Origin of the sequence: Desulfohalobium retbaense DSM 5692 (assembly GCF_000024325.1) — a bacterium.
In the GTDB taxonomy this organism is placed as follows: domain Bacteria; phylum Desulfobacterota; class Desulfovibrionia; order Desulfovibrionales; family Desulfohalobiaceae; genus Desulfohalobium; species Desulfohalobium retbaense.
In genome coordinates, this window is the sequence record NC_013223.1 from 86154 (window position 1) to 112252 (window position 26099).

Below are 26099 nucleotides of genomic sequence, written 5' to 3' on the forward strand. Positions count from 1 at the left end.
GGGCCTTTTATGCTCTATTCGCCGCCGCCTTCAGCAGTGAAGCCGCGGGTATAGCCACCAGTGCTGGCCGGTGTGCCGGCGATGCGGGCGAGGTAAGTGCTGCCGAGTTCCTTGATATGGTCTCCGACGTCATCGAAATAGTTCAGGTGTTCCTGCTCTTCGTCGATGATCTGCTCAAAGAGCTTGGCGGTGATGCTGTCGCCGTTGTCGCGGCAGACCTGCAGGAACTGGTTGTAGGTGTCGATGGTGTCGTCTTCGAGTTTGGAGTCGTGGGTGAAGATGGTTCCCACTTCCTGGCCCCGCTGGACTTTTTGCGAGGAGGCGGCCACAGGTTCGCCGCCGAGTTCCTTGATCCGCTCGGCGAACATCTCCGCGTGACGCATTTCGTCGATGGCAACCAGTTTGATATTTTTGGCCAGTTCTCCGTAGTCCATGTCGTCCAGACCATAATGCTGGTTCATGTACTGGTAGATGGCGTGGAGTTCCATTTCACGGGCGGTATTGAGGACTTCAATCACCTTTGCGCGACGTTCTTCTCGGGACTGTGCAGCCATGTTCGACCTCCTGTCGTGTCTGGTGTGGGGTAAATGCCTTCTCTTTTGGGAGGATTTCTCTGTGGAACCAGAAGGATCCAGAGAGGTGCCGTCCATCAACGAGAAGTGTATCAAGGTGTTGTGATGGTTCCCTGTCTGGAATGCGAATTTTTGCAGGGACGCTGGCGCACAACACCTTCGCCTCAGTATTGGGCATAGTGGGTACAAAATGGTGTCCCGTCAAGGGGCGGGGAAGGGGGAGGATGAAGTCGATGGACGGAGGGCAGATGACGGAGCGCTGATTCATCGCTATCGAAATCGGGATCGGGATCGAAATCGATTTGGGTCCACGAAGGGACGCGAATATGCGTGAAGTATGCAGGAAAATTGAGGGATTGAAGAATTGAGGCATTGAGGAATTCGAAGCGGCCGATGACAGTGGACGGTGGACAGAGGACGGAAGACGGCGGCGACTACGGAATGAAGAGCCAGGCCAGCGCCTGGCGGTCCGAAGAACAAGAGATGCCTCACGCCCGGGCGGGGACGCCCTCAAGTCGCGAAGGCGCGAAGGGGCTAGGAAGATTTGTGAATTGAAGGATTGAGGTATTGGGGAATTCGAAGAGGCAAAGGCCAAGGCGTTTGTCCGCGAAGGGACGCGAATTTGCACGAAGGAAAGCCTAAGCGGGGCTGAATTTGCCCGTCCAGGGAGAGGATACCTGGCCGGGCAAGGGGCCCTCGTTCATTGTCCATTCACGATCGGAGCTTCTGGTTCCTGACGGAACCTGTAAGATTTCTGTCCGCTGATCACGCTGATCTGCGCTGATGTAGAAGACCCTACCCGAGGTGTGGTAAGCTGGCTTTTGCCCCCTCCCCCTTGCCAAGGGGGAGGGGGCAAAAGCCAGTGCTGCTGTTTGTTGTCGTCCCTGGGATTTTTGACCGCCGCGTCATGCGGAATTTTCAACAGTCAGTTAATCCACGGGCGCGTATTCGCTGCGTTGCTTGTATTCTTCACGTTTACCCCGATTCCACATCTTGACCGGCCGGTAGTAGCCGACCACCCGGGTGTAGACCTCGGCGTCCTGTCCGCAGTGGGGGCATTCAAAATGCTCGCCGTTGATGTAGCCGTGTTCCTTGCAGATGGAAAAGGTCGGGGTGATGGAGATGTACGGGAGTTTGGTCTGGCTCATGGCCTTGATCATGTACGACTTCAGGGCCTCGGTGTCGGCCACGGCTTCGCCAAGGAAGGTGTGAAAGACCGTGCCGCCGGTGTACAGGGGCTGGAGCTGGTTCTGGTGCTCCAGGGCGGCGAAGACGTCTGTGGTCGCGTCCACGGGCAGGGCTGTGGAGTTGGTGTAGTAGGGCACGTCCTCGCCAGAGGCAACGATGTCCTGATAGAGTTGCTTGTCGATCTTGGCCAGACGGTAGCTGGTGCCCTCGGCGGGTGTGGCTTCAAGGTTGTAAAGGTGGCCGGTCTCTTCCTGATAGCGGCTGGTCAGGTCGCGCAGGTGCTCCAGGACCCGATTCATGAGCCGGACCCCGGCCGTGGAATCGATGCCCTTGCCCAGAAGGTTGAGGCAGGCCTCGTGGCCACCGATGAGCCCGATGGTGCTGAAGTGGCCGCTCAAGCCGTTTTTAAGGTAGCGCTGGGAAAAGGGGTACATGCCCCGGTCCATGTTGTCGCTGACCCATTTCCGTTTGAATTCCAGGGAGTTCTTGGCCATTTCAGCGTATTCCTCAATAAGGTCGAGGAAATCCTCTTCGCCCTGGGCGAGGTAGCCGAGTTTGGGCAGATTGAGGGTGACCACGCCTATGGAACCGGTCAGGTCCCCGGCTCCGAACAGCCCCCCGGTGCGCCGTTTGAGTTCGCGCAGGTCCATCTGCAGCCGGCAGCACATGGAACGGACGTCTTCTGGTTTGAGATCGGAATTGATGAAATTCTGGAAGTAGGGGACACCGTATTTGGCGGTCAGCCGGAGCAACAGTTGGCCGACTTCGCCGTCCCAGGGAAAATCCTTGGTGATATTGTAGGTCGGGATGGGAAAGCTGAAGATCCGGCCGTGGTAGTCCCCCTCGAGCATGACCTCTAAAAAGGCCTTGTTGATCATTTCCATTTCCGGGGCAAAGTCGCCGTAGGTCACGTCCAGCAGTTCGCCGCCGTAGATGACTGCCTCGGAGGCGATGTGCTTGGGCGGGACAAGGTCGAAGGTCAGATTGGTGAACGGGCTCTGGCCGCCCCAGCGCGAGGTCGTGTTCAGATTGAAAACGAATTTCTGGATGGCTTGTTTGACCCGGACGTAGTCCATACCGTCGAAACGCACAAAAGGGGCCAAGTAGGTGTCGACATTGTTGAAGGCCTGCGCCCCAGCCCATTCGTTTTGCAGGGTGCCGAGGAAATTGACCATCTGTCCCAGGGCCGAATTGAGGTGCTTGGCCGGGCCCGAGGAACACCGTCCTTCGAGGTTGAACCCTTCCAGCAAAAGATCACGCAGGCTCCAGCCGGCGCAGTATCCGGCCAGGCCGAAGGAGAGGTCGTGGATGTGGAAATAGCCGTGCTCGTGGGCCATGCGGACTTCTTCGGGGTATTTTTCCAACGAGTACCGGGCCTGGACCGAACCGGAGAGGTGGAGCATGAGCCCCTGGAAAGAGTGGGCCATATTGGCGTTTTCCGCCACCCGCCAGTCTTCCTTGTTCACGTAGCTGTCGATGGTTTCCCGGATGTCGAGAAACGCCTCCTGTTGGCTGCGCAATTGGCGGCGTTTTTCACGGTACACGATGTAGCGCCGGGCGACCTGATACAGCCGTGACTCCATCAGCACCAACTCAACCATGTCCTGGACCTGTTCCTGCTCCGGTGTCTCAATGCCCTCGAGTTTCTGCTCGACCTTGCGAGCGAGCCGGTTCGCCAGTAGCGGATCCTTGACTCCGCTGGCCTTCAAGGCCTTGAGGATGGCCTCGCCGATGCGGTCCAAGGCCCAGGTCTCAAGGCGCCCGTCTCGTTTGCGGATATATTTTGGAGGGTTGGTAGTGGACGAACGGGGAACAGGGCGGTCTTCTAAGAGCATGGTTTCCTCCTTTGGGCTCAACCGGGTTCGAGCCGATCAAGAATAGACGACGCAAGGACATGCTGCAGGTTCAGACAGAACTGGTGTCCGAAGTGCACAGCAAGATGGGTTCAGCATCGAGATGTTGTCGTTGTGGTCAATGCGGCCGGGGTGGAATATAATCTTGGAATGTCAGTTCCATTCCAGTCGGAATCAAGGTCTTGGTGGCGGCAAGGTCGTCTTCGCTCAAGGGCGGCACTTTAGTGCAACGGAAGGCGAAACGGCCTGGGTAGCGCTTGCTCAACGCGAATATCTGTTCCAGGCAGGATTGGGCCTGCTCAGGGGTGCAGGCCTTGCCGGTGAGTTCGGGATATTTGGACCACGGCCCTTTGACGTCCACGGCCACCAGGGAGAGCAAGTCCTGCTCGAGCAACTCGGCCACGACGTCGGGGCGCATGCCGTTGGTGTCCAATTTGCAGGGCAGGCCGCAGTCGAGGCAGTCCCGGCACAATTGGTCCAGTCCAGGGACCAGGGTTGGTTCGCCGCCGGTGATGACCACCCCGTCGAGCCAGTTGCGATGGCTTTGCAGATGGGTCAGGACGGTCTCGCGGCCCACGAGCGGGTGCTCTTCTGGATGCCAAGCCAGCCCAGCGTTGTGACAGGTCGGGCAGTGGAGGTTGCAACCACCGGTAAACAGGACGGCACTGACATGGCCGGGCCAGTCGCAGAAGCTTTGCGGCTGCATGCCGCGGATATGGTTCCAGGGCGTGTGTGGATCGTTCATGACTGGCAGTCGATGTCGGTTGTGGGTTTTGTATGGACTGGGAGTCTGCTCTGGTGGCACCACCGCCTCTCCCCCGCAGGCACCTGAAATGGCATGCATGCGGCAACGCAGACAGTTCCGCTGGATTGCCCGGTGCCAGGGGCATGCGCTGTACTGGATGCATGGGGCCGGGCAATGACGGGAACATCTTTGAGTGTGGTGATCATCTAGACCGTACCGCACCATCAGGGAGTGTATATCTCTGAGGCCTCGGAGTGGCTCCGGGCAGACGTCATCTGGTCAACAGGGTTACACAAAATCCTGGGAAGTTGTCCAGAGAGTGGAAAGGCGCGTCAAATCAGAGCTCTCGATATAACATGCCGTGAAAAAAGGCGATAATTTGTAGCTGCTCAGCAAATCTTTTCTCTATGCCGTGCTTTCGGCTCACGTTTTTCTAAGACCTGCCGGAAGGCCGCCCGGAAAAGGGGATGACGATGGAGGAGGGCGGGAGTACGCTTTGTCCCCGGCAACGTCAATACGAACTTCGCAGCAAGAGAGGCGACCATGCGCGATGTGTTGTGCCCATTAGGCACCCACGACTTCAACCAGAATCGGCAATGCCAGTATTTCCCTTGCCACCCGGGCGCTGATCCGGAGACCTTTAATTGCAAGCATTGCTATTGCCCCCTGTACTTTATTTATTGGACCGATTGCGGGGGGACGTTTCGTATTCTGGGCAACGGGGTCAAAGATTGCTCGGCCTGTCTGCTGCCCCATGAACCCGGCGGGCACGAGTATATCCTCGAAAAACTCCGAGAGTATTTTGCACTGGTCAAGCCTGCTGAAGGCTAACCCTTTTCTGCGCCTCTCTGGCGATGTGAGGAAGCCCTGAGCGGGACTATGGTCTTTAGCACAGGGGCGGCCTTGTTCGGAATTTCGGTTCTTTGACGGATCCTGTGGATTTTTGGAGTTTGCCGCCTCTTCTGTGAGCCCACTTTCGGCCCGGTATTTTCTCAATCCCGCCAAAGGGGGATCCTTGCCCCCTCCGGACTCTCAAGTGGAACAGAACTCCAGGTGTCGAAGATGGCCCTTGTTGCATCAAAATCCGCCTGGGAGCATTCAGTTCGCGGTCCGGTTTCCCCCTTTTGGCGGGACCAAGAAAATGTGCGGGCCTTTCGCTCGAAGCACACAGAAGAGACGGCGAACTTTTGCGTCTGAAATTTCATGCCCTGTGACGAAGAGCCGGAATTTCGAAACGGTCTGCGACAGGCGGGGACGCTGCTGTAATCAGGAACCAGACGTTCCCACCAGGCGAGCTTTGCGGCTGGTGCCTGGGGTCCCGAAAATCAGACTCCCGCTGGGGTGGTGGCCGTCTTTCCGGCTTTTTTTAAGAATTTGTAATAATTAGATTTTTAGTGCAAGCTCGTCTGCGTTGTCTTGCTTTGTCGCGTCTGTTTCATTTTTAGACATGTCTTGAATTGAGACGTCGTTGGGCCCACAAAGCGCTCCCACCACGATTTCCGCCATCTCTGATTCCGGCTCTCCGTCAGTGTGTATCAAAATTAGACAAGCCCCCTTCAGGCCACCGGGCTGGAGTGGTCTCGGGCCGAGGCGCCAGAAAAATGGGTGTTTGGCAATCGGAAAAACACGGTGCTGAAAAAACCGCTCCCATCGCGGGCTTCCCAAAGATCCAGCGAATGAAAGCGACTTTTTCTAGGAAATTCGATCGGAAACGGTGGTCTTGGTATGGCCATTGCAGAATGAGACAATAAATTACGGCCGCGTTGCCGCATCACGGCAGAGCCTAACGGAGGGTGTGCATGGAACGGTTTTACAAATATGCCCTGACGTTGTTGATTACGACAGTGGCAGTGCTCATGTTTATTCAGGTCATGATGCGCTATGTCCTGCAAGCCCCGCTGATGGGGCTCGAGGAAGTGCTCGTCTATCCAACCTTGTGGCTCTATCTATTAGGGAGCGTCAATGCCTCCCGTGAGGATACGCAGATCAAGGCTAATGTGTTGGATGTCTTTATGAAAACGCCTAGAAGTCGAATGATTGTCAGGATACTCGCTGATGTTTTTGGCGTTATCATTTCTACTTGGCTGACCTATTGGGCGTTTTTGTATTTCAAATATGCCCTGCGGGTCTGGAAAGAGAGTCCGACACTGTATATACCGACGTTTTATGCAGAGTGCGCATTGTTTATAGGACTCTTGTTGATGACCATCTATGCGGCGTACCATTTGATGCGGAGTGTTCGTCTGTTTGTCACCGCCCCGAGCAAGGGAGGGTTTGACCGTGATTGAGATTTCAATGTTTGCCTTGGGGACGCTGGTCGTATTGCTGAGCTTCGGCGTTCCCCTACCGTATTGTTTCGGCGGTGCCTTGATGGTCATGCATCTCTTCGGGGGAGCCACCATGCGCGGTACCATGTTGTGGGGCTTCAGCCAGCTGGCCAATCCGGTGCTTTTGTGTATCCCCCTCTTCGTTTTTGCCGGCGCGATCATGAGTGAAAGCGGTATCGCTTCGAGTCTGCTGAAATTTGTCAACTTTTTTGTCGGCCGCATACGCGGCGGCCTTGGGGTGGTTGCTTCGGTCAGCTGCGCCATTATCGGCGCCATCTCGGGCAGCGGGCTGACCGGGATTGCGGCCACCGGCCCCTTGCTTATTCCGGAAATGGCCGAGCGCGGCTATCCCCGTGGTTACGCCACCGCTCTGGTTGCCAACTCCTCGATCCTCGGCCTGCTTATTCCGCCTAGCGTGACCATGATTATTTACGGCTGGGTCACGGACACCTCGATTCTGGCCTGTTTCCTGGCCACAGTCGGTCCGGGCCTGTTGATCACCTTCTTGTTTGCCTTGGTCAACATGTACCTCTCGCGCAATTTCCCGCTCATTCTTGAAGAGAAAAAGACGTGGCCGGAAAAGACGCGCGAAGGCGTGACACTGACCTCGCGGGCACTGCCGGCGCTGATCATGCCGGCGATCATCCTCGGCGGCATCTACGGCGGCATCATGACCCCCACAGAAGCGGCCGCCGTGGCGGTTGTCTACGCCATCCCTGTTGGGGTGCTCGTTTACAAAGGATTGACCTTCAACACATTTCTCCGGGCGGCTAAGGACTCCGCGACATCGGTCGGCGCGATCATGATCATGATTATCTTCAGCCTCATGCTCAGCCAGATCTTTGTCATGGAGCAGGTCCCCCAGGCCCTGGTCGAAGGGATCTTCAATATCACTGACAACAAGGTGTTGTTGCTCGTTCTGGTGAATTTCCTGCTCTTTTTCATCGGAATGATCGTCAACGACGTCACGGCCATCATCCTCACAGCACCGTTGTTGCTGCCCCTGATGAACGCCATCGGCGTCTCGCCCATCCAGTTTGCGGCCATTATGGGCGTGAACACGGCCATGGGCGGGGTGACTCCTCCCTACGCCAGTATCCTCTATCTCGGGATGCGTATCGGCAACGTGGAGTTCAGTGAAGTGTTTAAACCGGCGATGACTTTGATCATTTTCGGTTACGTCCCAGTAGTCTTTTTGACCTCTTTCTGGCCCGAGCTCTCGCTCTTTCTGCCGAGTCTCTTGGGCTACTAACCCTAAGACAGTAAGGAGACGGTTGTATGAAAAAGGCGCTTTGGACGGTATTTATCGTCGGACTTGCCCTGAGCCTCTGTACTGCGGCTCAGGCCCGGACCTGGAAAGTGTCCCACGTTCGCCCCCAGGACACTGCCATTGACAAAGATCTCAACGCTTTCGTGCAGGACGTTGACGAGGCCACCAACGGAAAAATCAACATCAAAGTTTACGCTGCCAGTTCCTTGGGTGACTACACCGTCGTGCAGGAACGGGTCGGCCTCGGCGCTGTGGAAATGGCCTGCCAGCCCCCGGCGACCGGTGCGGACAAGCGGTTTCAGATCCAATACTTCCCATACTTGGTGAAAAACTACGACCAAGCCAAGAAGAATTTTGGCCCTGACGGCCCCTTGCGCAAAGAAATCGGCAAGCTCTACGGTGAGCAGGGCATCGAACTTCTGGCTGCCTGGCCGGTGTACTTCGGCGGCATCGCCCTGAAAGAAGAACCCAAGAACCCCGGTGACCCCACGGCCAAAAAAGGTCTCAAGGTCCGCGTTCCGCCCATGAAGACCTTCCAGATGCTGGCCAATAACATTGGCTACATGGCGACACCGCTGCCGTTCTCGGAAGCCTTCACCGCCGTGCAAACCGGTGTTGTCGACGGCGTGATCGGTTCCGGTGCTGAAGGGTACTATGCTTCCTTCCGCGACGTGACCAACTACTATGTCCCGATGAACACCCACTTTGAAGTCTGGTACCTCATCGCCAATGAACGCATGGTGGAAGGGCTGGACAAGGACGAAATGGCTGGCTTGAAAGCCGCTGCCCAGCGCTTTGAAGAAAACCGCTGGGACCAAGTGGTCGAAGACCAGAAGAAAAATGAACAGCGCCTGGCTGATTACGGTGCTGAAATCATCGAAATTACTCCTGAAGACCTGACGAAGACCGCCGAAATCGTGCGCGAAAACGTCTGGCCTGAAATCCTGAGCGACGTTGGCACCGAATGGGGCCAATCCGTTCTGGATAACATCAAGGAGTAGCCGTAAAGCTCCTTTGGGGGTTATTGTAGAGCTTCTACGGAACAGGGCAGTGGGGTTTTCCCCGCTGCCCTTTTTTGTTTTTGGCGGAGAGTGGGGAGTCGGGCAGGTGGGCGGTTCGAAATGGCTATCGCAACCGGGGTCGAAAAGGACAGATCGATCCCGATAGCGATGGGAATGGATCAGTTATCAGGTATCAGTTGTCAGTTATCGGTAATCAGTTGTCGGTAATCAGGTATCGGTCAAGATGCACAGGGAAACCGGTTACCAGATTGCAGAGAGTTGCGTTCGCTCTTTCGACAAAACCAAAGAGCCAGGCCGGCGCCTGGCGGTCCGGGAAGGGAAGACAGCGATACAGAGCGTTCTGATCCCTGCTGCAGTCATCAGCCAGCACTACGGGCTGTGTTGTTGTACTCGTCCGACTCCAAAGGAATGCGTTTCGGGCAGAGCGATTTCGATCGGGGCAGGGTGGAGTCTACCCTGTTTCCAGCGAATACCGTTTGACTTTCCGGTACAACGTGGCCCGGGAAATGCCGAGGGTCTTGGCGGTTTCCGCCATATTGCCCTTGGTATCCTCGAGGGTCTGCTCGATGGCCAAGCGCTCGATTTCTTCCAGCGTCCCGCGGGGCGTGGAGCTGGAGGCCGCGGCAGCGGTTTCGGGAACCCCGAGGCAAGCCGCGTCGATTTCATTTTCTTCGCACAGGTGCAGGGCGCGTTGGATGGTGTTTTCCAGTTCCCGGACATTGCCCGGCCAGGGATGGTTCTCCAGGGCTTTGACAGCGCCGACAGTGAGCTGTGGAGGGGTGACCCGGTTGCGGGAGAGGAAGAATTCGGTCAAGGCCAGGATATCGTCCCGTCCCCGTTCACGCAGGGCCGGGATGACGATGGGCAGGACGTTGAGCCGGTAGTAGAGATCTTCACGGAAGCGTCCGGCGGCGACCGCCTTGCCGAGATCAACATGGGTGCAGGCGATGATCCGGGTGTCGACCAGGGTCGGCTTGCGGGCCCCGATGCGGTAGACCTCGCCGGTTTGCAGGACGCGCAGGAGTTTGACCTGCATATCGTGGGGCATATCCCCGATTTCGTCCAACAAAATGGTGCCGCGGTGGGCGAGTTCGAATTTCCCGGGGCGGCCGCCTTTCTGAGCGCCGGTGAAGGCGCCGTCGACATAGCCGAAGAGTTCGCTTTCCAGGAGTTCGCCCGGAATCGCCCCGCAGTTGATAGGAACAAACGGGGCGCTGCGACGACGGCTGGCGTTGTGAATGGCCTGAGCGAAGAGTTCCTTGCCGGTTCCGGTTTCGCCGCGGAGCAAGACGGTGGAATCGGAATGGGCCGCGCGTTTGGCCATCTCCTGGGCCCGACGAAAGGATTCGCTGGAGCCGATCATGCTCTCGAAGGTGAAGAAGGCTTTGGTTCCAGCAATATTATTGGCCAGTTTGCGCACCGAATCGATGGGTTCGAATTCCAGGACCACGCCGAGCATGGATTGATCGCCGGCCAGCACCGGCTGGGCCGAAAACAGGATGTGGATATTCTGGCGGCCGTTTTTCAGGGTGCATTCCCGGTTGACCCAGGCATTCGGGTTCGCCCGGATGTCCTCGATATCAAGGTCCAATCCCTGCAAGACCGAGACTTCCTGTCCGGCCAGATCCGTCTTTTTTAGAATCTGCCCCCCCTTGCGATTGACCCGCCAGATAACGCCCTGACTGTCGATGACCATCAGGCCCGAGGTCGTGGACTCGAGAACCGCGTCCAAGAGGCCGATGTGCATGGCCAGTTCGGAATTGCGGCGCAGGATGCGCAGTTGCCGCTCTACGGAGCGCGCTGCAGAGGAAATCATGCACAGGGTGTGGGGGTGGACCAGTTGCGAATTCCCGGAAACCACAAGAATACCCTGCAAATTGCCGGCGTGGCCGAAGACCGGAGCTGCGGAACTGGTGAAGCCGTGCGCCCGCTGACAATAATGGTCCTTGTCGTTGAGTTGGACGGCGATGCGGCGCTCCAGACAGAGGCTGATGGCGGTGGTGCCCACATCGCGCTCTGTCCACCGATATCCCGGGGCGCAATTGCGTTCGGCGAATTTGGCCTTGATATTGTCGCTGCCGAACATGTGCAGGATGTACCCCTCACCGTCGACGACCGCGACCATGAAATCGTCGGGGCTTAAAAGGTCAAAGAGTTCGGAGAGCTGGGCGATGACCGCTTCCAGGAAAATTTTGTTCTGGGCCTGACGCTGGCTGAGTTCCAGGGGCGTGAGCTTGACCTGGTTTTTGCGCGTCGTGCGGCTGACACCATATTCCTTGGACCGGGCATGGGAGGCCTGGATCTCTTGGCGAAGTATGGTGGAATCCAGAATGGCCGTGCATTCCATGGGGTTCTCCTGCAGTTCTCAGAATAGAACATGTAAAATTTTGATACAACAGGCGCTGGTCGACCTCTGGTCACGAAAGCGGTCCAAATTGAGACTCACCTGTTTCATGTTGAAACAGGTGGGCGGACCGTTCCCGGGCGCTCATTCCCTGTATTCAAGTTTGGTTCCAGGAGAGCCGTTTGGTGCCGGGAGTTTGCTCACAATGGCACGTCAGTTGCTTTATTCTCTGCAGTAAGAAGGGATATGTAACGCAATACAGTGGAGATGTGCTATGAGCAGAGAAACAGTTTGGGCCATTGTGGGTGGTGGCAACGGCGGTCAATCCCTGGCTGGCCATTTGTCACTCATGGGATATCCTGTCCGCCTCTATGATATATTTACTGAGACGGTTGATGCCATCAACGCCCAGGGAGGGATTGAGGTCTCCGGAGTCGTTGAAGGATTCGGCAAGCCGGAACTGGTGACTACCGATCTCGGGGCGGCTGTCAAAGGGGCTGATGCGGTCATGATCGTGGCTCCGGCCGTGGCGCACAAGACGATTGCCAAACAGTGCGCGCCGTATGTCTCTGCCGGCCAGACCTATATCTTGCATCCGGGAGCCACCTGCGGCGCCCTGGAGTTCCGGCATACCTTGGACGAATGCAATTGCACGCCGGATCTGGCTGTGGCCGAGACCAACAGTCTCATCTATGCCTGCCGGGCGCCAAAACCCGGGCATGCCGTGATCCACGGCATCAAGGACGATCTGGTGCTGTCGACCCTGCCGGCGGCCAAGAACGAGCATGTTCTGGGCGTCCTGCAGGAAGCCTTTCCCCAGATCGTTGGCGGCGCCAATGTCATGCAAAGCAGTCTGGGCAACGCCAACGCCATTATGCACCCCGCGCCGACGCTTTTGAATACCTCTTTGATCGAATCCCGGCACGATTGGTATTATTACCGTGAAGGGATCACCCCAAGCATTGGGGCCTTTGTCGAAGAATTGGACAAAGAACGGGTCAACTTGGCCCAAGCCTTTGGCCTGGATATGATCACCATCCGGGAATGGTATCGTGTTGCCTACGGCGTTGAAGCGGAGACCCTGTCCGAAGCGGTCAAGAAGAACCCGGCCTATGCCGAGATCCGGGGGCAGAAAGAACTGCGGACCCGGTACCTCTTAGAGGACATCCCCACCGGTCTGGTGCCCATGATCGAAATGGGGAAATTGATGGGGGTGGATACCCCGCGCATGGAATTGGTGGCCCGCTTCGGTTCCAGTCTTTTGGAGGAAGATTTCTTCGCCAAGGGCCGGACCCTGAAGAATCTCGGGCTGGCCGGCATGGGCAAGGACGATTTCTTGCAGTACCTGCAAACCGGCGTCAAAGCCTAACAGGCCGTTGAGAATCCCCCAATGGCCTACAGCTGCAATACGTTCAAACCCTTGCGAACGAATATGTGCGCTGCGATCTTGAATTTGTTGTCGCCGTCCCTTGGGACTTTTGAACGAGCTGCGGTATAAGGGGGTTTTTCGACAAGCAGTTCAACCGTTTTCCCTGAACCAGCCTTTCAGCTGTTTTCAGGCTTCTCCAACGAGTGTCGGCCGGCCGGATTTCCGGCTGGATACGCGCTTCCCTCAACCGCCGAGCAGGCACGCTGGTCCCCTTTGCGTCCCCAGCCAAACTTCCTCGTGCCTGTTTTCCCAACCAGCCAGTGGCGGTGGTGTGGAACCCTCCTTAGGAGAGCCCCCTTTTCCGATTCCGGGAAAGGGGGCTCTTGCGTTTGGGACGGGGGCGCGGTTCCGGGATTGGGCAATACGGCCTGGAAAAACTCGTTCACAGGCAACGCAGGGCGTCTGCCTGCCGCGAGCTATTCCCATTGGACCGGGACGCGGACGAGCTGCTTGGCCTTGTTGTGGAACAAGAGGTAGCCGTTGTCGCGGCCGAAGCGGTAGAGATCCCGGGTTACGGCCACATCCTGGCGGCAGTAGTCGATGATGTCGCGGATCCGGCCCTCCTTCCACCATTGCAGGGCCTGGAGGCCATTGGCGGTTTTTTGGGCTTGCAGGGTCGCCTGAGCCAATTTGTCCAGGGAGAGGCGATAGCCCAATTGCTTGTGGACCACACGGAGCAGGTCCAGCGAAGGCAGGGCCTGGAAATCGGCCCGGCTGTAGCCGGAGAGGACCTGATAATCAAAGCGCAGGATGTTGAAGCCGATGACGAGGTCGCACTTGTGCAGGTGTTCCACCAGCTGCGGGATATCTTTTTCCTCGTATTCAACATAGGTGTCCAGGGCCGAGTCGTAGACCACCGCGCAGCTGATGCCCATGTCCTTGGCCCGGTTCCAGCCGCCGACCTCCTGGGCCGAACGCTGGGTTTCGAGGTCGAAGACGGTGTAATGGAGCGGGGGTAGTCCCGCGTTGTCGGGGATGTCCGTTGTAACGGTCATGTCGGGCTCCTCGGCGGGTTGGACGATAACTGGTTCGGAGCGGGGCGTTTGGCTGGTGTGCAGGGTTTGCAGCACCGCCAAGGCCGCGTCCTTGGCGATGGGCCGGTTGCCGGAGCCGCATTTTGGCGAATGGACGCAGCCGGGGCAACCGGTTTCACAGGGGCAGTCGCGGATGGTCCGCTGGGTGTGCTCCAAAAGTTCTCCGGCACGCTGGAAGGCCTGACGGGTCAGTCCGGCCCCGCCGGGAGTGCCGTCGTAGACAAAGACAGCGGCGGTGGTGAGTTGCTCGTGGCCGACCGTGGAGATGCCGCCGAGGTCGTTGCGGTCGGCGAGGACCAGCAGGGGCATAATCCCGATCAGGGCGTGTTCCACGGCGTGAATGCCGCCCATGAAATGGAGGTACCGTTTTTCCAGCTCCTGTCGCACGGTGTCCGGGATCTCCAGCCAGATCCCCTCGGTTTCAAAGACGTGGGGCGGCAGGTCGAGTTCATGCATGCGCAACAGACGTTGGCCGCGGACATGGCGTTTTTCGTAGCCGGTGACCGTCTCTGTGACCCGCAGGCGGCCGCGGTGGATGCGACTGCCCCAGACATGGGCCCATTCGGTCGTCTCCAGAATCGTGGTTTCTTTGTGGGCCCGGACCCGGGTGAAATATTGCACCGTCTGCTTGCGGGCCAGGACCATGCCTTCTTCGAGGTCAAGGCGGTCGACGACATAGGTCTGGCCCCGGTGGAGATAGACCGCTCCGGGATGGGTCTCTCGCAGGGCGCGATAGCCGTCAACGCTGCCGATATGTTCCCGGGAATCGCTGTCCAGGATCGGCAGGGTCCGCCCGGTGCCGCGGAGGCTGACCTGACGGTGCGGGGTCTTGCGGTGCGACAGCCACTCCTCGCCGCTGCCGCTTTGCAGCAGTTCGCCGCGCTGTTCAAGACGGTGCACGGCCCGGCGGTGGACGGGATCGGTTACAAGCGGTTCCGTGTGCTGCAAGGGGAGATCCGCGGCGGCGCAGACCAGATGGCGGTCGCGGATGACCGGGTTGTCGGGATTGATGACCGCGGCCTCCGGCGGCAGCGCGAAAAAGGCCTGTGGATGGTGCATGAAATATTGGTCGAGGGCGTCCTCACCGCCCAAGAGGATGGTGGCGCTGTCCTGCCGGCCGCGTCCGACCCGTCCGGACCGCTGCCAGGTAGCCATGACCGAGCCGGGGTAGCCGACCAAAAGGCAGAGATCGAGGTTGCCGATATCGATGCCGAGTTCCAGGGCACTGGTGGAAATGACCCCGAGCAGGGAGCCGTTGGCCAGGGCGGTCTCGATCTCCCGGCGTTCTTCGGGCAAAAAACCGGAGCGGTAGGCGCTGACACGGTCCGCGAACCGGGGGCTGCGCTGGGACAGCCACATGGCGAGGAGTTCAGTGTATTTGCGTGACTGGGTGTAAACGATGGTCCGTAGTCCCCGGGCCAGGGCGGCCTGCAGAAGGCCCAGGGCGGTCTGCGGGGCACCTTCCAGGGCGTCGAGAAAGACCATGTGCCGTTTGCCTTGCGCGGCCCCGTTTTCGGTTACGGCCTCGACCGGCACGCCGGCCAGGTTCTGCGCCAACTGGGCCGGATTGCCGATGGTCGCCGAGGCAAAGATGAACGTGGGGTCGCTGCCCCAATAGCGGCAGATGCGGCGCAAGCGCCGGAAAACCCAGGCCATGTGCGAGCCCATGACCCCGCGGTAGGTGTGGACCTCGTCCACGATCACGAACCGCAGGCGGCTGAAAAACTCCCCCCAGCTGTGGTGGTGCGGGGTCAGACCGAGATGGAGCATGTCCGGGTTGGTGCACAGCAAATGGGGCGGGTTGGCGCGGATCCTCCCCCGCTCGGCCTGTGGCGTGTCCCCGTCGTAAATGGCGGCGCGGGGCTGCTGTTCCAGCGGCCACGGCTGGGTGAAGGCCTGCAGGGCCCGCAGCTGGTCTTGAGCCAGGGCTTTGAGCGGATAGAGCAGCAACGCCCTGCTCTCCGGGTCCTGGCACAGGGCTTCGGCAATGGGCAGAGCAAAGGTCAGGCTCTTGCCGCTGGCCGTGGGGGTGGCAATGGCCGTGTGGCGCCCGGCGCGGATGTGATCCACAGCTTCGGCCTGGTGGCTGAAGAGGCGGTCTATGCCGGCTTGGCGGCATAATTCCTGGACCGGCGCCGGCCACGGCTCGCGCGGGGTGCTATAGGACGGTGCTCGGGCGGGGAGGGTGGCGTGGTGCCGGACCAGACTCCCGTAAGGGCCGGAGTCCTTCAGGGCCCGCAGGTAGGCGTCGACCTGGGCGGAAGAAGACATTATTTTCCGGAAATATTATATTTTTTAAGCTTGTACTGCAGAAGAGATTTGGAGATGCCGAGCATTTCGGCGGCCTTGACCTGGATAAAGTTGGTCTTGGCCAGGGCCCGGCGGATCAACGCGGCCTCGATCTTTTCCAGCGACTCACCGAGATTGAGTTTGGACGGCAGCAGGTCCACAGCGCTTTTGAATTGCGACTCTTCGTCTTTGACTTCCGGGGGGAGGTCGTTGACGGAGATTTGGGAGGAGCGGGCCAGAACCACGCACCGTTCGACGACATTTTCCAGCTGCCGGACGTTACCGGGCCATTCAAAGGCGGTCAGATAGTCGATGGCGTCGGAGGCGAATTCGGTAACCTCGGCGTTGTTTTCTTCGGCGTAGCGTTTGAGAAAATGGGCGGCGAGCAGGGGAATGTCCTCGCGCCGTTCACGCAAAGCGGGCAGCGGGATCTGGACCACATTGAGCCGGTAGTAGAGGTCTTCGCGGAAGGTGCCGGCACTTACAGCAGCGGCAAGATCCTTGTTCGTGGCGGCAATAAGCCGGATGTCGACCTGGACGGGCGTGGTGCCGCCGACGCGTTCAAAGGTCCGTTCTTGCAGCACCCGCAGCAGTTTGACCTGGGTTTCCTGGGAGAGTTCGCCGATCTCGTCGAGAAACAGGGTCCCGGTGTGGGCCATCTCAAAGCGTCCCCGGCGGCGGGCGACCGCCCCGGAAAAGGACCCCTTCTCGTGCCCGAAGAGTTCACTTTCCAGGACCCCGGGGTTCAGCGCCATACAGTTGACCGGTACGAACGGCCCACCGGCGCGGTCGGACGCGAAGTGGACCGCGCGGGCGACCAATTCCTTGCCGGTGCCGGATTCGCCAGTCAAGAGGACCGTACTGCGGCTGGCGGCAACGCGCCCGATCATGTCCAGAACATCTCGGATGGCTTTGCTGCGGCCGATGATCTGGTGCACGCCGAAACGGTCCTCCAGACTCTGGCGCAAAAGCCGGTTTTCCCGCTCGGCCTGGGCGAGTTTGCCGGCCTTGCTCACGGAGAGCAGCAGTTCGTCGTTACTAAACGGCTTGGTGATATAGTCGAAGGCCCCGCACTTCATGGCCTCTACAGCGCCGTCAATGGAGCCGAAGGCGGTCATGATCAGCACCGGGATATGGGGGGAGTGCTTTTTGACCTCTTCCAGGACCTTTTGCCCGCTGACATGGGGCATCTTCATGTCGGTGATGACCACGTCGACCTCGGACTCGCCGAGGTAATCCAGGGCGAGTTGCGGGTCCTGCTGGGTCGTGACCGCGTAACCCTCTTCGGCCAGCATGGTCTCGAGCAAAAGCAGGTAGTTCTTTTCGTCGTCGATAATGAGTATATGGGTCGCCATAGTGGGTGCCTTCTTGCGGCGGTATCAACCCGCCTGGAGCCGGATGCAGACCTCGGCTCCGGTCTCGGTGTTGGTGATGTTCAGGGAACCGCCGTGGCTGTCGACAATATTCTTGACGATGGCCAGACCGAGACCGGTCCCTTGATCCTTGGTGGTATAGAAGGGTTCAAGGTACTTGTCGAGCATGGTGGCGTCGAACCCGGGGCCAGTGTCCCGGATGCAGATCCAGATCTGATCCTCCTCCCTGCCGCCGCTGATGTCCAGTTCTCCGCCGCCGTCCATGCTCTGCAAGGCGTTGCTGATGATGTTGTAAAAGGCGCGGTAGAGCAGGTCGTCATCACCCTGGCTCGGCAGAGTTTCCGGCAGGGCAGTGGTCACCTGGATCTCGTGGGCGGCGCATTCCTGTTCCAGAAAGGCCAGGGCCCGCTGGAGGATCTGGCTGCAATCCACCTCGCGCATGGCTGGCTGTTTGGGCCGGGCGTAGTCGAGAAATTCATGCACGGTTTGACTGAGGCGTTTGGATTCCTGGAAGACGGCGTGCAGCAACCGGGCGTTCTGGCTGTTATCGCGCAGCGCCTTCTTGTAGAGCATTTCCGAACTGGAGCGGATGATCCCCAGCGGGTTGCGAATCTCATGGGCGATACTGGCCACCATGCGCCCCATGCTGGCCAGTTTTTCGTTTTGCAGCAGTTCGCGCTCCAGGCGTTCCTTTTCCTGAATTCGCTCGGCCAGAAGGCGATCGGCCCGTTTAATGATGATATATAAGAGCAGAAAAAGTATCAGGGAAGCCCCCAGGGCCAGAAAGACGACCACCCACTGAAAGCGGAGGATGGTCTCGTAGTCCTTGCTGATGTCCTGGCGGAATTCGAGGATGCCCATGATCGGCCCGGCCTTTTGCGACGGCTGGAGGGTCCGCTCCGCACGCAGGGGGTAGGTCGTGCGCAGAACAAAGGTCTTGGCAGGCAGATCGAAGTCGAACATGGCCCGCCAGAACGAGAGTTCGCCCTGGACGGTGAACGAGGGCTCCCCGGTGTCGACCGCTTTTTTGACTTCAGGTCCAGCCAGGCCGGCCTTGCCGACCAGGGTCTTGTCCGTGGAATAGACGACCATGCCTTCCCAGTCGTAGATGCGCACATCCAGGACATGGAAGCTGTGGATGGTGGACTGGATGGTTTCTTCCAGGCGCTGGTACTGGGCCTCGTTTTTGAGTTGGATGCGTCCGAATCCGAGGACCGTGGGCAGGGTGAACCGTTGGTAGATCTGGTGGTTGAGATTTTCGGCCAGCAACAGGGCAAAATCGCGGTGCTTCTGCATTACCGCCTGCTTGGCTGAATTGCCGATGGTCAGAGCCAGGAAAAAGATCGAGCCCAGGATGATAAACAGCGAACTCCAGGACAGGAATTTCACGAGCTGAAAAGGGTGGGCCGGATTGGGCCGAAGGGGAGTTCGCACGTCGTCCTCCAGAATATACAGCGCCGAAGCGGCCGGTGGTGGTCATGCAGGGCGCAACCAGTGGGCAGCCGTGCTGACCAGGCTGCCTCGAAAGCGCTGTGCGTTGCTGAACAGGCAAACTTGAGCAAGGCGTTGCAAGTTTCCCAATGGCAGCACAGCCGCAATACGCTCAAGCGCTTGCGGACGCATACATACGCTGCGACCTTGAACGTGTAGTGGGCCATCCCTTGGGATTATTGAACGAGCTGCAGTATCAGGAGTTTTTCAACAGTCAGCTAGAGTTGCTGCAGGACCTTTCCGATGCGCTCCAGGGCGTCGGTCAATGTGGTTTCGTCGACGGCATAGGACAGGCGCAGGCAGGCGTCGTCGCCAAACGCGCTGCCGGGCACCACGGCAATGCCGGTCTGTTCCAGGATGTGTGAAGCCAGCGCCGCCGAATCCGGGATAGCGGACCCTTCCAGGCAGTCGCCAAGGTGGGGGAAGAGGTAAAAGGCCCCGGCCGGGCGGGGGCACGTGGTTCCCGGCCAGGCGGCAATATATTCCAGGGCCAGATCGCGCCGTTTGGCAAAGGAGTCGCGCATGGTCCGCACCTGGTCCCAGGTGCCAGTCAGGGCGGCTTCTGCGGCTCGTTGGGCGATGGAGCAGATATTGGATGTGGATTGGCCTTGCAGTTTGGTCATGGCCTTGATCAAATCGGCGTGAGCCAACCCGAAACCGATCCGCCACCCGGTCATGGCAAAACTTTTGGACAACCCGTTGACCACAGCGATTTTATCCGGGGCCTGCTGCCACCAGCGGCTTGCAGTAGCCGGTCCGGCTGGTGGATAGATGAGCTGGTCGTAGATTTCGTCGCAAATGACGAAGATATCGTGACTGAGCGCCCATTCGATCAGCGCGTCGAGCTGCTGTTGGCTGTAGTGGCTGCCGGTAGGGTTCGACGGGGTGTTGAGGATGAGGAAACGGCTTTGCGGGGTGCGGCAGGCCTCCAATTGGTCTGCGGTGACCAGGAAATCGTCCGCGGCTGTACTGGGGACCTCCTGGACGATGCCGCCGGCAAGAGCGACCAGCGGGGGATAACTCACCCAGTAGGGGACCGGGAGCAGGACTTCGTCACCCGGTTCGACCAAGGCCTGGAGGAGATTGTAGAGGACCTGCTTGCCGCCGTTGCTGACGATGGTGTTGTCCGCCTGGGCCTGCACCTGGTATTGGGTCTGGTAGTATCCAGCCACTGCCTGGCGCAGCGAGGGCATGCCTGGCACCGCGGTATAGCCTGTAAATCCCTCGTCCACAGCGGCCTTGGCAGCCTGGCAAACGTGCGCCGGCGTGGGAAAGTCCGGTTCGCCCACGGCGAGGCTGACAACGGAACGGCCCTCCGCTTTCATCTCCTGGATTTGGGCGTTGAGGCCGAGGGTGGGGGAAGGTTTGATCTGAGACAGGCGTGTGGCGATGCGCATGAATCGGTGTCCTCCTGCAGCGTGGTCGTCGTGGTGCGTCTGAAGTGAAGCGCCGTGGTCAAGGGCGGTATTCCCTTGTGTGGCGCATTGTGAGCCCGGTCGGAACCACTTAGCCCCGGTTTACCCTTTTCGTCAATCGGGACGCGGGATGTGGCGGGGCGAGAACGCGGTGGCGTTTGGGGGGCTGAGCCTGGTCCATACGCGAGAAGAGCACCACAGCTCTCGACCAGAATCTGTTGCAGGGGTCACGGTTCTGGGATCTTTCCCCCGGCCTGAAAAAACGCGCTCGCTGGCAGTTTTGAGGCCGGAAACACCCCCGCAGAACCGCGGCTGTAGTGCAATCTTCGGTGTCCCGTTTGGGAAAAAGCAGATGGGGACAGCCGGATAGGATACTGCAAGCACGATACGCAATCGCGTCACAAAAGGAGACAACCATGAAGATTCTCCGTGCCCTGCGCATGGAACGGTGTATCGGATGTTATTCCTGCTCGTTGGCCTGTGCCCGCCTGGTCCACGGCAGCCTGTCCTGGAAGCGTTCCGGCATCAGGATCCACTCCGCCGGGGGCTTGAGCACCGGATTTGAAGCGCAGGTCTGCCTGGCCTGTGATCCCGCCCCGTGTGCCGAGGCCTGTCCCACCGGGGCCATGCGCCAGCGCAAGGGCGGCGGGGTGGTCTACACAAAATCGCTGTGCATCCAGTGCGGCGATTGTGCCCGGGCCTGCCCGGTGGACGCCATCTATATGGACCCGGAGACCAATGCCCCGGTGGTCTGCATCCATTGCGGCCGGTGTGTTGAGTTCTGCCCCCATGATTGCTTGGAGATGGTCACGGTGCCGAGTGCGTCCAAGGAGGATCCCCATGCGTACTAGTGCGAAAATTTTGCACGTCGATCTCTCAAGCGGCGAGAGTGATATCCAGGAAATCTCGGGCCGGGAAATGTGGCTCGGCGGCTGCGGTCTTGCGGCCTGCTTGTTTGAACGCTTCGGCGATCCGGCACAGCCCCCGTCTGCCCCCGCCCAGCCGCTGATCTTCGCCATCGGGCCGCTGACCGGGTATTTCCCGCTGCAAAGCAAGGTGGTCGCGGGGTTCGTGTCCCCGTACACCGGTCAGTACGCCGAGAGCCACGCCGGCGGGCGGCTGGGGCTTGCGCTGCGTTTCAGCGGATTTGAGGCCCTGGTCGTGACCGGGCGGGCCTCGACCCCCTCCTGCCTCATCGTCGGCAGCCGGCAGCTTCAGATCAAGGATGTCCATTATCTCTGGGGCCATGACGTCTTTAGCACCGGCAAGCTCCTGCGCCAGATCCACAGCCAGCATTCCGGCCATCGCAGCATCTTGCGCATCGGCCCGGCCGGGGAACAGGGAGTAGCCTACGCGGCGATCAACGTGGATACCTACCGCCATTTCGGACGTCTTGGCGCCGGAGCGGTCATGGGGGGCAAACACCTCAAGGGGATCATTGTGGCCGGGGATGCGAGTCTCGATCTCCCCAAGGAACGCCGCAAATCCTACAACGAGACCTATACCCAGGTGCACCATGCGATCACTGGCCAGGATGTGATGCGCAAATACCACGATTTGGGCACCCCGGAGAATCTCGAGCCGCTCAACGCCCTGCAAGCCCTGCCCTGGCGCAATCTCCAGGCGACCAACGATCCGGCGGTCTCCAGTATCTCCGGGGAAACCTTCGCCCGGGATCTCCTTTTGCGCCAGACGGCCTGTGCCGGGTGCCCGGTGGGGTGTATCCATGTCGGCCTGCTCCGGGAACGGTTCGGTTCAGACCATGAATTTTTCTACCGCCAGGTCAGCTACGATTACGAACCGATTTTCGCCCTGGGCTCCATGCTCGGCATGGAGCGGGCTTCGGAGATCTTAACCTTACTGGAGGATGCCGAACGGTACGGCCTGGACGTGATCTCCTGCGGTGTGGCTCTGGCTTGGGCCACGGAAGCCCTGGAAAAAGGGGTGGTGACCGAAAAGGAGACCCTGGCGCCTCTGGCCTTCAACACCCTGGAGCCGTACCGGACCGCTTTGGGCCATCTTGCCTTGCGTAGCAACGAGTTCTACCACGCCCTCGGCCGGGGAGCGGCCCGGGCGGCCGCAGAGTACGGGGGAACGGATTTTGCCTGTGTTCTGGGCCAGGAAATGGCCGGGTACGCCACCGGGGAAAACTATTTTGTGAGCCAGGCCTATGGGTTCCGCCATTCACACCTCGACAGCGGCGGCTACGCCTATGACCAGAACGAGGGCGAGCGGGACGTGGACACGGCCGTCACGGCCCTGGTGGATGACGAACGCCAGCGGATCATGGTCAGTTGCATGGTTGGCTGCCTCTTCGCCCGCAAGGTCTACACGGCCGAACAGCTCCAGACCTGTCTTGATGTGCTCGGTTACTCTGCGTTGGCCGCAGGGCTTGAAGATCGGGCGGCCGCGGTGCAGGCCAAGCGGTGGGCCCTGAAGTGCGCAACCGGATTTGATCCCGACACGGTGGTCATCCCCCGGCGTTTCCAGGAAATCACCACCTGGAAAGGAGCGATGGACCCAGCGTACATGAACGAACTGGGCCGGGCCTATGCCCGGACTATTCAGCGTATGGCCGCCAACGCGCCCCGCTGGAACGAGGAATAGCCGCCATCGAGGCCCGCTCAAGGTCGTCCAAGGGCCGCACAGCTGCAAAAAGGATTTTTCAGCAAGCAGCTCGGAGGCAAGGACGTGCCCGTTGCCCTGTCTGGGAGGTCTCCAGCACGTGTGTTGCGGCGGCAAAGGAGGGCCGAAGAGGGGGGCGTTGTGCAGACAAGTCGGCAATGCCTTGCCCGGTAGGCGTATCTGTGGAATACAGGAAATACGCCATGTCATGGCGGGGATTGACAAACTTGCAGCAAACGTGTGGGACGCATGCGCGGTGGATCGGGGTTGAGTCATTTCGGGGCGCTGGTGGCCTGTCTTCTGGTGCTGCTCGGGATGGTGCCCTCTGTTCCGGCTGCGGACAACGGCTTCGCCGCCCGGGAGCAATGGGCAGTCGGCACGGCGCAATTCGTTGTCGCCCCGGACCCGCATTGGCCGCCGATTGAATTTTTCGACGCCCAGGGCCGTTACCAGGGCTTGGCCGCCGATTATCTCCGCCTGGCCGCCAAAGAACTCGGCCTGTCGTTGCGGGTCCGGCGGCTGGACAATTGGGCTCAGGCCGTCGACGCCGTGCGCAGCGGCGAGGCCGATGTGCTGGGGGCGGCCCGCAAGACCGCAGAACGGGAACGCTTCGCCCGCTTTACCCAGCCGTTTTATGAGGTGCCCACTGTGCTGGTGGTTCGCCAGGGGGACCGGACAATCACCTCTCTTGGCGATCTTGAGGCCGTTGGAGCCGTGCGCGGGTATGCGGTGGCCGAGTATCTGCGCCGCACTGCCCCGGAATTGACCCTCCATCTGGTACCCGATACCGCCACCGGTCTGCGCCAACTGTCCCTCGGCCACCTTCCGGCCCTGGTCACCGAACTCCCGGCCGCGACCTTCCTGCAGAGCAAACTGGGGCTGAGCAATCTCCGGTTTGTCGAGACCCTGGACTACAGTTACCCCCTCTCCTTTGCCGTCCGGCGTGACGCGCCCGGACTTTACACCCGTCTCGAAGCGGCTCTGGCCGGTATTGCAAACGAGCAACGCCGCGCCCTGGAGCGGAAGTGGATCGGGCTGGACCACAGCGAACTGCTGCGCGATTCCTGGTTTTGGAAACAGGTTTTGGGTGCGACCCTGCTCGTGGTCCTGGTCGTGTTTGTTCCCCTGTACGGACTGCAACGCGAGAAGATCCGCCGGCGGACGCGGCAGTTGCAGACCTCGGAAGACAAGTTTCGTTCCGTTTTCGAGCAATCGCACCAGCTGATGGCGCTGTTGAGCGTGGACGGGACCTTGATTGAGGCCAACGACCGGGCTCTGGAGTTCATGGGGGCTGACCGGGCGTTTTTGCGGGGCCATGAGCTGACCGCCCTGCCGTGGTGGACGGGGGTGGAGGACGACAACGAGGAAATGGCGGCGGCCATCCGTCTTGCGGCCACAGGTGAGGTGGTCCACGGCCGGACCCGGAATATTGCGCCGAGCGGCAGAACGGTCTGGATCGATTATTCGGTCAAGCCGGTTTTCGGCGAGGAAGAGACACCGCACTATCTGGTCGTTGAAGGACGGGACGTCACCGCGTATCTCCAGGCCAAACAGGCGCTGGAGGAAAACGAGCGCATGCTCTCGACGCTGCTCGCCAACCTGCCGGGGATGGTCTACCGATGTTCCGACGACCCGCGCTGGAAGATGGAATATGTCAGCCGCGGGTGTATGGATTTGACGGGCTACGACGAGGCCACGCTCACGACCCGCATGGACCCGGAATACGGTGACCTTATCCTGGACGAAGACAAGCCTTTTGTCCTGGAATCTGTGGAGCAGGCCTTGACCTCAAAGGAGTCGTTTCAAGTCACGTATCGCATCCAGGACGCCGATGGCGTGGTGAAATGGGTCTGGGAACAGGGACGCGGGGTCTGGTCCGAGGGGGGCGATCTGGAAAGTATTGAAGGGTTTGTGACCGATGTGACTGCCCAACGCCAATTGGAGGAGCAGTTGCGCCGCTCGCAGCGCCTGGAGTCCGTGGGACGGCTGGCGGGCTGGGCCGCCCACGATTTCAACAATATGCTGACCCCCATTTTGGGGTATGCCGAGATCCTGTTGGCCGGGGCCCCTGAAGGGGGCAAAGAGGCCGCCAAGCTGGAACAGATCCATGCTGCGGCCGAGCGGGCTCGGCAATTGGCCCGGCAACTCCTCGCTTTCAGCCGCAATCAGGTCCTGGCCAAAGCCCACCTGGATCTCCGGGAAATGGTCCAGGGGTTTTGGGATATCCTGAGCCAGGGCGTGCGGGAGGACATCTTTCTCGAACTCACGCTCAGTGAAGAGCCGTGCCGGGTCATGGGTGACGCCCACCAACTCGAGCAGGTGCTCATGAATCTCGTGCTCAATTCCCAGGACGCCATGCTTGAGGGGGGCTCGATCCAGGTCGCGGTTGCCCCGATCGAACTCGACGCTGGCTATCAAAAGCTCCATCCGGAGATCGCTCCCGGCAGGTACATCCAACTCAGTGTGGCTGACACCGGCGTGGGGATGGACCGAGAAACCCAGCGCCAGGCCTTTGACCCCTTTTTTACCACCAAGGGCGAAGAAGGGACCGGTCTGGGATTGTCCTCAGTGCACGGCATCTTGAAACAGCACGGCGGGCACGCCGAAATCTATTCCGAGCCGGGCGCGGGTACGGTGGTCAAACTCTTTTTGCCGCGGGTGGATGAGGACTCCAGTCGCAGTGAGGGACCGCAGACCCTGCAGGAGCAGACATTTGTCTCCGGCAGTGAGACGGTGCTCGTGGTCGAAGATAATGAGATGGTCCGGGAGTTGACCTGCGAGGTCCTGTTTTCGCTCGGCTACAGCGTCGTCTCCGCCGCCGAGCCCCGGGAAGGGATGCGGGTGGCCAGCCAGACCGAGGAGGAGATTGCCTTGCTGGTCACCGATGTGGTCATGCCGTATATGGACGGCAGGAAATTGTACCAAGAGCTGCAGGCCGACCGGCCCGGATTGCGCGCTTTGTTCATCTCCGGGTACACTGACAATCACATCGCCAATACCGGGGGCATGGAAGCGGGCACGGCCTTTTTGCAAAAACCGTTTACCAGTCAGGAACTGGCCCGGAGCGTGCGACAGGTGCTTGACGCCTGAACTCGGGTCCAGCCTGAAAAGGGGCGTGCGCC

The 26099-nt window shown here is 59.7% G+C and carries 16 protein-coding genes; 8 read left to right on the forward strand and 8 right to left on the reverse strand.

The annotated features are described in order from the left end of the window. Positions 1-14 precede the first annotated feature (14 nt). The 3 genes from DRET_RS00340 to DRET_RS00350 all read right to left on the reverse strand — a co-directional run bounded on the left by DRET_RS00340 (position 15) and on the right by DRET_RS00350 (position 4358). A complete protein-coding gene (locus DRET_RS00340) occupies positions 15-554 on the reverse strand; it encodes a ferritin-like domain-containing protein (RefSeq protein ID WP_015750527.1) in 540 nt (179 codons plus the stop codon). Between the two features lie 947 nt (positions 555-1501). Next, positions 1502-3595 carry a ribonucleoside triphosphate reductase gene (locus DRET_RS00345; protein ID WP_015750529.1) on the reverse strand — a complete coding sequence of 698 codons (2094 nt, stop codon included), beginning with the start codon at positions 3593-3595 and terminating at the stop codon, positions 1502-1504. Between the two features lie 136 nt (positions 3596-3731). Next, positions 3732-4358: an anaerobic ribonucleoside-triphosphate reductase activating protein gene (locus tag DRET_RS00350; RefSeq protein WP_015750530.1), complete on the reverse strand. Its 627-nt coding sequence runs from the start codon at positions 4356-4358 to the stop codon at positions 3732-3734. Between the two features lie 543 nt (positions 4359-4901). Between DRET_RS00350 and DRET_RS00355 the strand changes: the two genes are divergently transcribed. The 4 genes from DRET_RS00355 (at position 4902) to dctP (ending at position 8956) form a co-directional block, all read left to right on the forward strand. Next, positions 4902-5189 carry a cysteine-rich small domain-containing protein gene (locus DRET_RS00355; protein WP_015750531.1) on the forward strand — a complete coding sequence of 96 codons (288 nt, stop codon included), beginning with the start codon at positions 4902-4904 and terminating at the stop codon, positions 5187-5189. Between the two features lie 968 nt (positions 5190-6157). Beyond that, entirely contained in the window at positions 6158-6646 is a 489-nt protein-coding gene (locus DRET_RS00360; protein ID WP_015750532.1) for a TRAP transporter small permease, read from the forward strand. Beyond that, positions 6639-7937: a TRAP transporter large permease gene (locus tag DRET_RS00365; RefSeq protein WP_015750533.1), complete on the forward strand. Its 1299-nt coding sequence runs from the start codon at positions 6639-6641 to the stop codon at positions 7935-7937. Before DRET_RS00360 ends, DRET_RS00365 begins: the two co-directional genes overlap by 8 nt. 26 nt (positions 7938-7963) lie before the next feature. After that, on the forward strand, positions 7964-8956 hold the full coding sequence (gene dctP, locus DRET_RS00370) for a TRAP transporter substrate-binding protein DctP (protein ID WP_015750534.1): 993 nt from the start codon (positions 7964-7966) through the stop codon (positions 8954-8956). A gap of 472 nt (positions 8957-9428) precedes the next feature. Here dctP and DRET_RS00375 read toward each other — a convergent pair whose 3' ends face one another. After that, entirely contained in the window at positions 9429-11324 is a 1896-nt protein-coding gene (locus tag DRET_RS00375) for a sigma-54-dependent Fis family transcriptional regulator (RefSeq protein ID WP_015750535.1), read from the reverse strand. A gap of 271 nt (positions 11325-11595) precedes the next feature. Here DRET_RS00375 and DRET_RS00380 point away from each other — a divergent pair, with 271 nt between their 5' ends. After that, positions 11596-12690, forward strand: a complete 1095-nt coding sequence (locus DRET_RS00380) for an NAD/NADP-dependent octopine/nopaline dehydrogenase family protein (RefSeq protein ID WP_015750536.1) — start codon at positions 11596-11598, stop codon at positions 12688-12690. Between the two features lie 476 nt (positions 12691-13166). Here DRET_RS00380 and DRET_RS00385 read toward each other — a convergent pair whose 3' ends face one another. The 4 genes from DRET_RS00385 to DRET_RS00400 form a co-directional block, all read right to left on the reverse strand. Next, the gene (locus tag DRET_RS00385) at positions 13167-16055 is read right to left on the reverse strand and encodes a DEAD/DEAH box helicase (protein WP_015750537.1); all 2889 of its coding nucleotides are present in this window, start codon (positions 16053-16055) and stop codon (positions 13167-13169) included. Next, a complete protein-coding gene (locus DRET_RS00390; RefSeq protein ID WP_015750538.1) occupies positions 16055-17428 on the reverse strand; it encodes a sigma-54-dependent transcriptional regulator in 1374 nt (457 codons plus the stop codon). The genes DRET_RS00385 and DRET_RS00390 overlap by 1 nt, the downstream gene beginning before the upstream one ends. Positions 17429-17452: 24 nt before the next feature. Next, positions 17453-18880: an ATP-binding protein gene (locus DRET_RS00395; RefSeq protein ID WP_015750539.1), complete on the reverse strand. Its 1428-nt coding sequence runs from the start codon at positions 18878-18880 to the stop codon at positions 17453-17455. 275 nt (positions 18881-19155) lie between these two features. Beyond that, positions 19156-20334: a pyridoxal phosphate-dependent aminotransferase gene (locus tag DRET_RS00400; protein WP_015750540.1), complete on the reverse strand. Its 1179-nt coding sequence runs from the start codon at positions 20332-20334 to the stop codon at positions 19156-19158. Positions 20335-20768: 434 nt separating this feature from the next. On the opposite strand from DRET_RS00400, the gene DRET_RS00405 reads away from it, so the two are divergent. The 3 genes from DRET_RS00405 to DRET_RS12770 all read left to right on the forward strand — a co-directional run bounded on the left by DRET_RS00405 (position 20769) and on the right by DRET_RS12770 (position 26067). Further along, entirely contained in the window at positions 20769-21203 is a 435-nt protein-coding gene (locus DRET_RS00405) for a 4Fe-4S dicluster domain-containing protein (RefSeq protein WP_015750541.1), read from the forward strand. Next, positions 21193-22959, forward strand: a complete 1767-nt coding sequence (locus tag DRET_RS00410) for an aldehyde ferredoxin oxidoreductase N-terminal domain-containing protein (protein ID WP_015750542.1) — start codon at positions 21193-21195, stop codon at positions 22957-22959. The genes DRET_RS00405 and DRET_RS00410 overlap by 11 nt, the downstream gene beginning before the upstream one ends. A gap of 267 nt (positions 22960-23226) precedes the next feature. Next, positions 23227-26067 (forward strand): PAS domain S-box protein, encoded by a 2841-nt coding sequence (locus tag DRET_RS12770; protein ID WP_015750543.1) that lies wholly within the window; start codon positions 23227-23229, stop codon positions 26065-26067. Positions 26068-26099 lie beyond the last annotated feature (32 nt).

What these genes read in the sequence shown, in the direction of transcription:
- dctP (WP_015750534.1), top strand. Translation starts at nt 7,964, where the DNA reads ATGAAAAAGGCGCTTTGGACGGTATTTATCGTCGGACTTGCCCTGAGC.
- DRET_RS00345 (WP_015750529.1), bottom strand. Translation starts at nt 3,595, where the DNA reads ATGCTCTTAGAAGACCGCCCTGTTCCCCGTTCGTCCACTACCAACCCT.
- DRET_RS00390 (WP_015750538.1), bottom strand. Translation starts at nt 17,428, where the DNA reads ATGGCGACCCATATACTCATTATCGACGACGAAAAGAACTACCTGCTT.
- DRET_RS00405 (WP_015750541.1), top strand. Translation starts at nt 20,769, where the DNA reads ATGAAGATTCTCCGTGCCCTGCGCATGGAACGGTGTATCGGATGTTAT.
- DRET_RS00350 (WP_015750530.1), bottom strand. Translation starts at nt 4,358, where the DNA reads ATGAACGATCCACACACGCCCTGGAACCATATCCGCGGCATGCAGCCG.
- DRET_RS12770 (WP_015750543.1), top strand. Translation starts at nt 23,227, where the DNA reads ATGCGCGGTGGATCGGGGTTGAGTCATTTCGGGGCGCTGGTGGCCTGT.
- DRET_RS00410 (WP_015750542.1), top strand. Translation starts at nt 21,193, where the DNA reads ATGCGTACTAGTGCGAAAATTTTGCACGTCGATCTCTCAAGCGGCGAG.
- DRET_RS00385 (WP_015750537.1), bottom strand. Translation starts at nt 16,055, where the DNA reads ATGTCTTCTTCCGCCCAGGTCGACGCCTACCTGCGGGCCCTGAAGGAC.
- DRET_RS00355 (WP_015750531.1), top strand. Translation starts at nt 4,902, where the DNA reads ATGCGCGATGTGTTGTGCCCATTAGGCACCCACGACTTCAACCAGAAT.
- DRET_RS00360 (WP_015750532.1), top strand. Translation starts at nt 6,158, where the DNA reads ATGGAACGGTTTTACAAATATGCCCTGACGTTGTTGATTACGACAGTG.
- DRET_RS00400 (WP_015750540.1), bottom strand. Translation starts at nt 20,334, where the DNA reads ATGCGCATCGCCACACGCCTGTCTCAGATCAAACCTTCCCCCACCCTC.
- DRET_RS00375 (WP_015750535.1), bottom strand. Translation starts at nt 11,324, where the DNA reads ATGGAATGCACGGCCATTCTGGATTCCACCATACTTCGCCAAGAGATC.
- DRET_RS00340 (WP_015750527.1), bottom strand. Translation starts at nt 554, where the DNA reads ATGGCTGCACAGTCCCGAGAAGAACGTCGCGCAAAGGTGATTGAAGTC.
- DRET_RS00380 (WP_015750536.1), top strand. Translation starts at nt 11,596, where the DNA reads ATGAGCAGAGAAACAGTTTGGGCCATTGTGGGTGGTGGCAACGGCGGT.